This is a genomic window from Rathayibacter sp. Leaf248 (assembly GCF_920939495.1).
Classification (GTDB): Bacteria; Actinomycetota; Actinomycetes; order Actinomycetales; family Microbacteriaceae; genus Rathayibacter; species Rathayibacter caricis.
Map to the genome: position 1 here is coordinate 1,193,815 of NZ_CAKLAV010000001.1, position 11,526 is coordinate 1,205,340.

Here is an 11,526-nt window from a genome sequence, read left to right on the forward strand (position 1 = left end):
TAGACTCGGACATGGGAACAGCACCGAGCTCCACTGCCACGGTCGTCCTGCTCGTCGGTCCGGGGACCGACGGCCTGCTGCGCGACCTCGACACCCTGCCCAACGTCGACGCCCGTCCGGGCACCGGCCCGGGCGCGCACCCGTCGGCCTCCACCTATCTGCTGCACGACGCGGATCCGCTCGAGCACGTCGCGAACGCCTGGATCGAGTTCTTCGAGGACCGGGCGACGCACGGCGCGCTCGACGTCGAGATCGAGACCGCGCTCGGCGTCTTCCGCCGCGGCGAGGCCGCCCTGCCCGACTACTACGTGGTGCTCGAGCCGGAGTCGGCGCCGGCGAACTGGAAGCACTGGTGGCTGGGCGTGCTCCCGCACGCGGCGCCCGCGCGAGTGCTGCCGAGCTCGTCCGATCCCGGGGCCGTCCGCCGGCTGCTGGGCCGGCTCCCCCAGGGGCGGCCGTTCTCGGACCCGGCGTCGTGGCTCCCGGACGTGCGCTTCAGCGTTCCGGACCGCATCGGGCTCGTCTGACCGTTGCCCGCCTCCGCCGCCGGGTATTGACTGATCGCGATCGCACCCCGAGCAGGAAGAAGGACACCGTGGCCACCAGTCTCAGCCCCTACATCGGCTTCGCCGGCAACGCCCGCGAAGCGATGGAGTTCTACCGCTCCGTGTTCGGAGGCGAGCTGCAGGCCAGCACGTACGCCGACTTCCAGGCGAGCGAGGACCCCGCCGACCAGGACCGCCTCATGCACTCGCAGCTGACTCTGCCCAACGGCCTGCTGCTGATGGCCTCGGACAGCCCGAGCGCCATGCCGGCGTCGGAGGGCAGCCGGATCCAGATCGCTCTCTTCGGCGAGGACGACGCCGAGCTGAGCCGCTGGTTCGCGGCGCTGGCCGAGGGCGGCGAGACTCCGATGCCCCTCACCGACTCCCCCTGGGGCGACCGCTTCGGCATGCTGGTGGACCGCTACGGAGTGGAGTGGATGGTCAACATCTCGCCCGCGTCGGACTGAGCGTCCCGATCGGCCTCCGCGCAGGCGCAGAATGGAGGGACCGCTCGGCTCCGGTCGAGAGCGGTCCCCTCTTGACTGACGAAGGCTGCAGATGACGATCACGCTCGGGTACAAGGCGTCGGCGGAGCAGTTCGGAGCACGGGAGCTCGTCGAGCTCGCCGTCGCCGCCGAACGGCACGGATTCGAGAGCGCGGTGGTCTCGGACCACTTCCAGCCGTGGCGCCACACCGGCGGCCACGCTCCGTTCTCGCTCGCGTGGCTCGCTGCGGCCGGCGAGCGGACGTCGACCATCCGGCTCGGCACCTCCGTCATGACACCGCACTACCGCTACAACCCGGCCGTGATCGCGCAGGCGTTCGGCACCCTCGGGGTGCTCTACCCCGACCGCATCATGCTCGGCGTCGGCACGGGCGAGGCCCTGAACGAGGTCGCGACCGGCTACCAGGGCGCCGGCGAGCAGACCTGGCCCGACTTCAAGGAGCGCTTCGCGCGGCTGCGGGAGGCGGTGCGTCTGATGCGCGCGCTGTGGGCGGGCGACCGCGTCTCGTTCGACGGCGAGTACTACTCCACCCACGAGGCGTCGATCTACGACAAGCCCGAGAGCGGAGTGCCGGTGTACATCGCCGCGGGCGGACCGGTCGTCGCGAAGTACGCGGGACGCGCCGGCAACGGCTTCATCTGCACGTCCGGCAAGGGCATGGAGCTGTACACCGAGAAGCTGCTGCCCGCCGTCGAGGAGGGCGCGGCGGCCGGCGGACGCGACTCCTCGACGATCGACCGGATGATCGAGATCAAGCTCTCCTACGACCCCGACCCGGCGCTCGCGCTCGAGAACACCCGCTTCTGGGCGCCGCTCTCGCTGACTCCCGAGCAGAAGCACTCGCTGACCGATCCGGTCGACATGGAGCGCGCCGCCGACGAGCTGCCGATCGAGCAGGTCGCCAAGCGCTGGATCGTGGGCTCCGACCCCGACGAGACCGTGGCGCAGATCAAGCCCTACGTCGACGCGGGCTTCACCCACCTCGTGTTCCACGCCCCCGGCGACGACCAGCAGCGCTTCTTCGACGCGTTCGAGAGCGACCTCGCGCCGCGCCTGCGCGCGCTCTGAGCACCCTCCCTCCCGCCGGCACCGCGCCGGCCGACCCCTCCGGAAGAGCCGCCACCCGCATGACCTCCTCCCCCACGGCCACCGTCCTCGACCGCCTCGCGCACGGCGAGCCGATCACCCGGGCGAGCGCCGAGCTCCTGCTCGGAGCGCGCGGCGACGACCTCGAGCTGCTGCTGTCGGCCGCGGGCGCGCTGCGCGACGAGGGGCTCGCCCGGCGAGGCCGCTCCGGAGTGATCACGTACTCGCGCAAGGTGTTCGTGCCGCTGACGAAGCTGTGCCGCGACCGCTGCCACTACTGCGTGTTCGTCGAGACGCCGGGCGGCCTCGCGGCCAAGCGCGAGTCGACCTTCATGGAGCCGGAGGAGATCCTCGAGGTCGCGCGGGCGGGGGCGGCGCTGGGCTGCAAGGAGGCGCTCTTCACCCTCGGCGACCGGCCCGAGGACCGCTGGCCGATCGCCCGCGCCTGGCTCGCCGAGCACGGCTACGCGTCGACCCTCGAGTACGTCCGCGCGATGGCGGTGCTGGTGATGAGCGAGACCGGCATGGTCACGCACCTGAACCCCGGAGTGATGTCGTGGGCCGAGCTGCAGCGTCTGCGCTCGGTCGCCCCGTCGATGGGCATGATGCTCGAGACCACCGCGACGCGCCTCTGGTCCGAGAAGGGCGGCGTGCACTACGGCTCGCCGGACAAGGACCCGGCGCTGCGCCTCCGCGTGCTCGAGGACGCGGGTCGCAGCCGCGTGCCGTTCACCACCGGCGTGCTGCTGGGGATCGGCGAGGACGACGCGGAGCGGGCGGACGCGCTGTTCGCGATCCGCGAGTCGCACGAGCGGTGGGGCCACGTGCAGGAGTGCATCGTGCAGAACTTCCGCGCGAAGCCGCGGACGGCGATGCAGAACGAGGTCGACCTCGAGCTGCAGGAGTACGTGGCGAACGTGGCCGTCGCGCGGCTCGTGATGGGCGCCGACACCACGATCCAGGCGCCGCCGAACCTCACGGACGAGCAGGAGCTCGGACTGCTCGTGCGCGCGGGCATCGACGACTGGGGCGGCGTGAGCCCGCTGACCGCGGACCACGTGAATCCGGAGCGACCCTGGCCGAACATCGACGACCTCGCGCGGCTGACCGCGGCGGCCGGGTACCGCCTCCGGGAGCGGCTCACCGCGCATCCGCAGTACCTGCGGGAGGCGGCGACCTGGATCGACCCGCGGGTGGCGCCGTACGTGCGGGCCCTCGCCGATCCGGAGTCGTGGCTCGCCGACGAGGCGGCGCCGGTGCTCTCCCGGCCGTACCGCGAGGAGTTGGATCCGCCCGCGCGCGCGGTCCCCTCCTCCGCTCTCGCCCCGGTCCTGGCGCGGGCCGCCGAGGATCCTGCGGGGCTGTCGGACGACGACTACCTGGCGCTGCTCGCGGCGGACGGCCACGACCTCGACGCGCTCGCCGCTCTCGCCGACGACGTGCGCCGCTCGGTCGTCGGCGACACCGTCTCGGTCGTCGCGAACCTGAACATCGACACGTCGCTCTGGCGCTCCGGCCTTGACGAGGAGGCGCTGCGCGAGCTCGCCGACGAGGCCGTCTCGTTCGGAGCCACTGAACTGTGCCTCCAGGGGGCGCTCGCCCCGGGACTCCCGGGGGACGATCTCCTCCTCATCGCGCGGACCCTGCACGAGCGGCAGCCGTCGCTGCACCTGCACGCCTTCCGCCCCGCCGAGATCCTCGACGCCGCGGAGCGGACCGGGCGCACCGTGCCCCAGATGCTCGACGCGCTGCGCGAGGCCGGAGTCGCGAGCGTGCCGGGCACCGCGGCGCGCATCCTCGACGACGGCGTCCGCGCGGTCCTCAGCGAAAGAACGGATCCGAGCGTCGCCGCTTGGCGCGAGTCGGTCACGACCGCGCACCGCCACGGCCTGCGCTCCACCGCGACGATGGTCTACGGCCACGTCGAGACTCCGCAGCAGCAGATCGCGCACCTGCGCACTCTCGCCGCGATCCAGGACGAGACCGGCGGATTCACCGAGGTCATCGCGATGCCGTTCGTGCCGGCGGAGGCGCCTCCCGCGGTCGTCGCGCTCACCCGCGGCGGCCCGTCCCTGCGCGAGACGCGGGCGGTGCACGCGGTCGCGCGGCTGCTCCTGCACGGTCGGATCCACCACGTGCAGACGGCGTGGACCAAGGTCGGGCTGCACACGGCGCAGGTGCTCCTCCGCGGCGGCGCGGACGACCTCGGCGGGCTGCTCCTGGACAGCGTGCTCCGACCGGAGTCGGGCGCCGAGGCGCACCGCTCGCTCGACATCGCGACGGTCGACCGGGTGACGCGCGAGATCGGGCGCGGCTGGCGCCAGCGGACCACCGACTACGGCGTCGTCGACCCGGCGCGCGCGGTGCGCCTCGACGCCCCGGCGGCCGGCGCACCGGTGCGGGTCCGGCTCCCGCTGCGCGAGGCGCGACGCGCCTCATGACGTGCCGGGACTCATGAGCCGTCGAGCGGCGTTCCTCGAGCGGCAGGCGTCGCTCGTGGCGGAGTCGTCGGTGCTCGTCGGCGGGCGCACGGTGCGGGTGTGGACGGCCGGGAGCGGGCCCGCCGTGCTGCTGCTCACCGGTCCGGGCCGGGGCGCGCGGGCGGATACGGCGCTGCTGCTGCCGATGCTGGCGCGCCGGCGCCGCATCGCCGCTCTGGAACTCGCCGACCTCGCCGATCCGTGGGAGGACGGACCCGCGGCGGTCGCGGCCGTGCTCGATCTGCTGCAGGTCGAGGAGGCGGTCGTCGTCGGCCACTCGCTGGGAGCGGCGGTCGCCGTGCGGGCAGCGGAGTCCGATCCGCGGATCCGTGCGCTGGCCCTGGTCGCCGGGTGGGCCGCTCCGACCGAGCGGCTGATCACGAGCGCGCGCCTCTGGGAGTCCGTCGACGCGGCGGCGCGCGCCGACCTCTCCCGCGTGCTCGCCGTGCGCTCGCTCGCGGAGCTGGGCCCGGAGCGGACGCCGCCGTTCGAGCCGGAGGCGGACGTCCTGCTGGCCGCGGCCGTCCGCGCCGACGTCTCCGACGCCGCCGCGCGCCTCCGGGTGCCGGTGCTCGTCGTCGGCTGCACGGCCGACTCCGTCGTCGGGATCGAGGGGGCGCACGCCCTGCTCGGCACGATCGACGACGCCCGCTTCGCCGAGGTCGACTCCGGGCACGCGGTGCTCGCCGAGCGCCCGGCCGAGCTGCTCGCCCTGCTCGAGCACTTCCTCGCCGATCCCTCGGGCGACGCCCCGGGCTCGGTCCTGCCCCGGAGGAGCGTCTGATGGCCGAGGAGGTCGACGTCCTCGTCGTCGGGGCGGGCTTCGCCGGCATCGGAGCCGCAGCACTGCTCGCCCGCCGCGGCGGTACGTCGTTCGCGGTCCTCGAGCGCGCCGATCGGGTCGGCGGGACCTGGCGCGACAACCACTACCCGAACGTGTCGTGCGACATCCCCTCGCACCTCTACTCCTACTCGTTCGCCCCGGAACCGGACTGGTCGGCGCTGTACGCGCCCGGCGCCGAGATCCAGGCGTACCTCGAGGCGGTGGTGGCGCGCGAGCGCCTCGAGGCGCACCTGCGGCTCGGCACGGACGTGCTCGCGATGGACTTCGACGAGGAGTCGGAGCGGTGGCGGGTGCGCACGTCGCGCGGCGACTGGTCGGCGGCCGTGCTCGTGGTCTGCGCGGGCAGGCTGTCGGAGCCGCGCCTGCCCGCGATCCCGGGGCTCGACGCGTTCCCCGGCACGGCGTTCCACTCCGCCCGCTGGCGCGACGACGTCGAGCTCGACGGCGCGCGGGTCGGACTCGTCGGGTCGGGTGCCTCCGCGGTGCAGATCCTGCCGCACCTCGCGGAGCGGGCGTCCGACGTGGTGCTGTTCCAGCGCTCCGCGCCCTACGTGGTGCCGCGGCGGAACCGGGAGTACCCGCTCGCCGAACGGCGGGCGCTGGCGCGCGTGCCCGGGGCGGTGCAGCGGCTCCGGGAGGAGCTGTTCTGGCGGGCGGAACTCGGCTTCGCGGGTCGCGTGGGCGTGCCGGCGGCGATCGACCGCCTGCGCGCCGAGGCGCTCGACCACCTCACGGCGCAGGTCGCGGATCCCGCCCTGCGCGCGGTGCTCACCCCCGACTACGAGATCGGCTGCAAGCGCGTGCTGCTCTCGGACGACTACTACCCCGCGCTCGCGCAGGACCACGTGCACGTCGTGCCGAGTCCGCTGCGCCGCCTCGACGGCTCCGCGGCGATCGGCGACGACGGCCGGGCGCACGAGGTCGACGTGCTCGTCTTCGCCACGGGTTTCCACTCCACCCGGCCCCCGTTCGCGCGGCGGATCCGCGGCCGCGGCGGCCTGCTGCTCGCCGAGCACTGGGCCGACGGGATGCGCGCCTGCGACTCGACGGCCGTGCACGGGTTCCCGAACCTGTTCGTCGTGAACGGCCCCAACGCGAGCCTGGGCCACAACTCGGCCGTGCACATGATCGAGACGCAGATCGCCTACGTGCTCGCCGCGCTCGAGCACCGCGACCGCTCGGGCGGCGCTCTGCTGGAGGTCAGCGCCGAGGCGGAGGCCGCCTCCGTCGCGCGGATCGACGAGCTGAGCGCCGACACGGTGTGGACGAACGGCGGCTGCGAGAGCTGGTACGTGGACGCCGAGTCGCGGCGGCTGACGCTGCTCTGGCCGGACTTCGCGTTCGCGTTCCGCGAGGAGCTCGGCCGCTTCGACCCGGCGGCGTACGCGGGCTGAGGGTGCTCGCGCGGAACCTCGGCTGGGAACGGTCGTCGCGCACGATGGCGGCTGAGGGTCGTCCTCAGCGGAGGTTCTGCACGTCCGTCCCTCTCCTCCACACGCCTGATCGGGACCGCGCGCGAACCGAGCCGCGGGATCGATGCGGCGGGTGCCGCGGCGGAGGGAGGATCATGGACGCACCCGATCCCTCCGCACGACAGGACCCCGCCATGCCGGTCGATCCCGCCTCCTCCGTCGCCCCGCCGCCGCCTCCCGCGCTCGATCACGGCCGCGCCCGCGACCTGCTGCGCGAGCGGTACGGCGTCGAGGGCTCGCTCCGCGATCTGGGGAGCAACCAGGACCGCAACGTGCTCGTCGAGAGCGACGGGAGCCGGCTGCTCCTCAAGGTCGCGAACCCCGCGACCCCGCGCGCCACGGTCGCGGCGCAGACGGAGGCGGTCGCCCGGCTCGTCGAGGAGCTGCCCGGTCTGCGCCTGCCCCGTGCGGTGCCCGACCGCGACGGCCTGACCTTGCAGGAGCTGCGGCTCGGCGAGGCGGTGTGCACCGCGCGGGTGCTCGAGTTCGTGCCCGGTCGGACCCTGTCGGGATCCGGGTACCTCTCCCCCGCCGTCGTGCGGGCGATGGGCGCGCTCGCGGCGCGCGTCGACACCGCGCTGGCCGAGCATCCGCTCGAGGGCCTGGAGGATCCCGGTCAGTGGGACCTCCGGCGAGCCGGCGCGGTGGTCGAAGCCCTGATCGGGCGGGTGCCCCGGCGCGCCGGCCGGGTGATCCGCGCCGCGGTCGAGCAGGCGCTCGCCGTCGTCGAGCCGCTCGCTGCGGAACTGCCGGTGCAGCTGGTGCACGGCGACCTCACCGACGACAACACCGTGGCGGGCGAGGGCGGAGCGCCCGACGGCGTGATCGACTTCGGCGATCTGGGAGCCGGATGGGCGGCGGGCGAGCTGGCGATCACGCTCTCCTCGCTCCTGCACCACGCCGACGCCGACGCGACGACGGTGCTGCGGGCCGCGGCCTCCTACGACGCCCTCCGACCCCTGTCCGACGCCGAGGTCGAGGTGCTCTGGCCGCTCGTCGTGCTGCGGGCGGCCGTGCTCGTCGTCAGCGCTCACGAGGTGCTCGCGGGCGACCCGGGCAACTCCTACGCCGCCGAGAACCTCGAGCACGAGCAGCTGATCCTCGAACGGGCGCTCGCCGCCCCCCTGCCCGTGCTGCAGGCGCTGGTGCGGCGCTCGCTCGGGCGCGGCGGACCGGCCGGGCAGGCTCCGGCGAGCACGCCGGCACTGCCGATCGACGCAGCCGTCCTCGACCTCTCGCCCGAGAGCCCGCTGCTCGACGCCGGGCGGTGGCTCGAGCCGGACGTCGAGGAGACGCTGATCGCCGAGGCGCTGCGGGACTCCCCGGCCGCGGTCCTGCGCCACGGCGAGCGCCGCCTGACCCGGGGCCGGCCCCGTTCGGCGCACGAGCCCGAGACGGTCGCCCTGCACGTGGCGGTGCACCTCGCCGAGCCCGCCGTCCCGGTCGCTCCGTTCGACGCGGAGGTCGTGGCGGGTCCTCCGGGCGTCCTCGTGCTGCGGGGCGCCGAGGTGCGGCTGCTGCTCGAGGGCGTCGAGGACGTCCCTCCGCCCGGGACTCTCGTCGCGGCCGGCGACCCGATCGGCCGGATCCCCTCGGCCGTGCGGGCGCAGGCGCTGCCGCGTGCGCTCGACGGGGTCGAGCCTCCGCTTTTCGCCCGCCCCGCCTGGGCCGACGCCTGGCTCGACGTGCTGCTCGACGCGACGCCCCTGATCCTGGGGCACGCCGTCCCCGTGCCCGAGCCGGACCGCGAGGTCCTCCCCCGCCGGCTCGCGCACCTCGCCGACGTGCAGGAGCACTACTTCGAGGAGCCGCCGACGATGCTCCGCGGCTGGCGCGAGCACCTCGTCGAGGACTCCGCGCGCGTGCACCTCGACGTGCTCAACAACGTGACCTCGATCGGGCACGGGCACCCCCTGCTCGCCGAGCGCGTCGAGCGCCAGTGGCGCCTCCTGAACACCAACTCGCGCTTCTCCTACCCCTCGGTCGGCGTCTTCGCCGAGCGCCTGGCGGCCCTCCTCCCCGACGGGCTCGACACCGTCCTGCTCGTGAACAGCGGATCGGAGGCGGCCGACCTCGCGCTGCGCCTGGGCCGTGCGTGGTCGGGTCGCGACGACGTGCTCGCGGTCCGCGAGGCGTACCACGGCTGGACCGCGCTCTCGGACGCGGTCTCCACCTCCGTCGCCGACAACCCGGGAGCCCTCGAGACCCGGCCGTCGTGGGTGCACACCCTCGATGCGCCCAACAGCTACCGCGGAGTCCACCGCGGTGCCGAGGCGTTCCGGTACGCCGAGGAGGCGGTCGAGCGGATCCACGCCCTCGCCGCCGAGGGAGCGGCGCCCGGGGCCCTCATCGCCGAGACCTACTACGGCAACGCAGGCGGCATCCCGCTGCCCGACGGCTACCTCGCCGCCGTCTACGCCGCCGTCCGCGAGCACGGCGGGCTCTGCATCGCCGACGAGGTGCAGGTCGGCTACGGCAGGCTCGGCGAGTGGTTCTGGGGCTTCGAGCAGCAGGGAGTGGTGCCCGACGTGGTGGCCGTCGCGAAGGCGATGGGCAACGGGCATCCGCTCGGCGCCGTGATCACGACGCGCGCGATCGCCGAGCGCTACCGCTCGCAGGGCTACTTCTTCTCCTCCGCGGGAGGCAGTCCTGTCAGCTCGGTCGTCGGGACGGCCGTCCTCGATGTGCTCGAGGGCGAGGGACTGCAGGAGAACGCCCGTACGGTCGGAGCGCACCTCCGCGGCCGGCTCGAGGAACTGGCCGAGCGGCACCCGCTGATCGGCGCCGTGCACGGGCACGGGCTCTACCTCGGGCTCGAGCTCGTGCGCGACCGCGAGACGCTCGAGCCGGCGACGGAGGAGACCCGCGCGATCTGCGAGCGCCTGCGCGAGCGGGGCGTGATCGTGCAGCCGACCTCGGATCGCCAGTGCGTGCTGAAGATCAAGCCGCCGCTGTGCTTCACCCGCGAGAGCGCCGACTTCTTCGCCGACCAGCTCGACGAGGTGCTGACGACCGGCTGGTGACGACGTCCTCGTCCGCAGCGGCGACGCGATCGGGATCCGACGGCGGCTCCGAGCGACGCCTCAGCCCAGCGGCTTCCGCATCCGGTGGTTCACGAGCACCACGCCACGGCGCACCGGATGACGCCGCTCGACGACCACGAACCCGTGCCGCTCGAAGAAGGGCTGCGCGGTGAGGCTCGCGTCGGTGCCGAGCGCGACGGCGCGCTCCCCGCGGGCGAGCGACTCGACGTGAGCGAGAAGCGCTGCCGCGAGTCCGCGCCGACCGTGCTCCGGTGACACGAACAGCATGTCGATCCAGCCCTCGGCGTCGACGTCCGAGAACCCGGCCACTTCCCCGCCGACGACCGCGACCACGGTCGCCCGCGCACTGCGCGCGCGATCCCAGTCGACAAGATCGCGATCCTCACGGCGCGCCCAGGCCTCGATCTGCTCGGGCGAGTAGTCGGCGGAGGCCGTCCGGGTCACCGCGTCGAGGAACACCTGCAGCGTCGCCGAGGCGTCGGAGGAGCGGTAGGGGCGGATCACGACCGGCACCCGCCCAGTATCGCGGGAGGCGTCGCGCACCGGCCCCACCGCGGTCGGGATGTCCGTCGCCGGCGCGCTCGCCTCCCTCGAACGCGGGAGCACCTCGGCTCGGACGGCGACGCGAGGATCACCTCGATCGGGCGGGACGGCAGCGCCGGGTCGCCCTGCCGCTCAGAGCCGGGGATAATCGTCTGCGATGCGTGAAGACGACGATGTCGACCTGGTGATCGACGCCTGGGCCGACGCCCTGCCCGACCTCGACTTCGCGCCCCTCGACGTCGTCTCCCGGCTCCGACGCCTCAGCCCGCGGGTGCAGGAGTTCCGCCGCCAGGCCTTCGCGGTCAGCGACCTCGCGCCGTGGGAGTTCGAGCTGCTCTCGATGCTCCGGCAGAACGGCGCGTCCGGGCTCACGCCCTCGGCGCTCGCCGCCCGCCTGGGCATCTCGAGCGGCAACCTGGCGAACCGTCTCGACCGGCTCGCAGCCCGCGGCCTCCTCGTCCGCGAGCAGAACGCCGCCGACTCGCGGAGCAAGATCGTGTCGCTCACGCCCCGCGGCACGAAGCGCGTCGACGAGGCCATGCGGCACCTGGTGCACGCCGAGGGCGAGGTGCTCGCCGACCTCGACGCGAAGCAGATGGCCGTCCTCATCCAGTGCCTGCGCACGATCAGCGAGACGCTCGACCGCCTGGAGTGAGCTGCTACTCCGGGCGCCCCGAGAGGTCAAGCCCGTGGGAGCTCGCAGCCGACCGACGTAGCGTGAGGCATGCGCGGTGAGGCGAGAGCCGGACGCGCTACGACACGCGAAAGCGGAGAGCACCATGACACAGACACCCATCATCCAACCCGCGCGATGGAGCCGGAACGGAGTCCGGATCGTCGTCGTCCCCGGGGCGGAGCTGCCCCGGTTCCGGCTCGAGATCGACCGCCGCCTCATCACCGACCCCTTCGTCGCCACCGGCCCCTTCGCCTCGGTCGAGGAGGCCGAGCGCGCCGCCGAGATCGCGGCCTCCGCCCTCCGCCGGAAGATCCCGGCCGCCTGATCCC

10 protein-coding genes are annotated in these 11,526 nt (G+C 74.0%); 9 read left to right on the forward strand and 1 reads right to left on the reverse strand.

Annotated elements, in window-relative coordinates; translation table 11 throughout:
* The first annotated feature begins 11 nt into the window (after positions 1-11).
* From LRG51_RS05835 to LRG51_RS05865, 7 genes are all read left to right on the forward strand, one after another.
* Positions 12-527, forward strand: coding sequence for a hypothetical protein (locus LRG51_RS05835; RefSeq protein ID WP_230671641.1), 516 nt, complete (start codon positions 12-14; stop codon positions 525-527).
* Between the two features lie 68 nt (positions 528-595).
* Positions 596-1,012 carry a VOC family protein gene (locus tag LRG51_RS05840; protein WP_055787840.1) on the forward strand — a complete coding sequence of 139 codons (417 nt, stop codon included), beginning with the start codon at positions 596-598 and terminating at the stop codon, positions 1,010-1,012.
* 91 nt (positions 1,013-1,103) lie between these two features.
* On the forward strand, positions 1,104-2,120 hold the full coding sequence (fgd, locus tag LRG51_RS05845; protein ID WP_230671643.1) for a glucose-6-phosphate dehydrogenase (coenzyme-F420): 1,017 nt from the start codon (positions 1,104-1,106) through the stop codon (positions 2,118-2,120).
* Between the two features lie 59 nt (positions 2,121-2,179).
* Positions 2,180-4,579 carry a 7,8-didemethyl-8-hydroxy-5-deazariboflavin synthase CofG gene (gene cofG / locus LRG51_RS05850; RefSeq protein WP_082481005.1) on the forward strand — a complete coding sequence of 800 codons (2,400 nt, stop codon included), beginning with the start codon at positions 2,180-2,182 and terminating at the stop codon, positions 4,577-4,579.
* 13 nt (positions 4,580-4,592) lie between these two features.
* A complete protein-coding gene (locus tag LRG51_RS05855) occupies positions 4,593-5,402 on the forward strand; it encodes an alpha/beta fold hydrolase (RefSeq protein WP_230671645.1) in 810 nt (269 codons plus the stop codon).
* Positions 5,402-6,856 (forward strand): flavin-containing monooxygenase, encoded by a 1,455-nt coding sequence (locus LRG51_RS05860; RefSeq protein WP_230671647.1) that lies wholly within the window; start codon positions 5,402-5,404, stop codon positions 6,854-6,856. Before LRG51_RS05855 ends, LRG51_RS05860 begins: the two co-directional genes overlap by 1 nt.
* A 173-nt stretch (positions 6,857-7,029) precedes the next feature.
* Positions 7,030-9,957 (forward strand): aminotransferase, encoded by a 2,928-nt coding sequence (locus tag LRG51_RS05865; protein WP_230671649.1) that lies wholly within the window; start codon positions 7,030-7,032, stop codon positions 9,955-9,957.
* Between the two features lie 60 nt (positions 9,958-10,017).
* Here the strand turns inward: LRG51_RS05865 and LRG51_RS05870 are convergent, their stop codons facing one another.
* The gene (locus tag LRG51_RS05870; RefSeq protein WP_055787824.1) at positions 10,018-10,491 is read right to left on the reverse strand and encodes a GNAT family N-acetyltransferase; all 474 of its coding nucleotides are present in this window, start codon (positions 10,489-10,491) and stop codon (positions 10,018-10,020) included.
* A 187-nt stretch (positions 10,492-10,678) separates the two neighbouring features.
* Here LRG51_RS05870 and LRG51_RS05875 point away from each other — a divergent pair, with 187 nt between their 5' ends.
* Complete coding sequence (locus LRG51_RS05875) at positions 10,679-11,176, forward strand: MarR family winged helix-turn-helix transcriptional regulator (RefSeq protein WP_077221758.1); 498 nt, start codon at positions 10,679-10,681, stop codon at positions 11,174-11,176.
* Positions 11,177-11,300: 124 nt separating this feature from the next.
* Positions 11,301-11,522, forward strand: coding sequence for a hypothetical protein (locus LRG51_RS05880; protein WP_055787819.1), 222 nt, complete (start codon positions 11,301-11,303; stop codon positions 11,520-11,522).
* Positions 11,523-11,526: the final 4 nt, after the last annotated feature.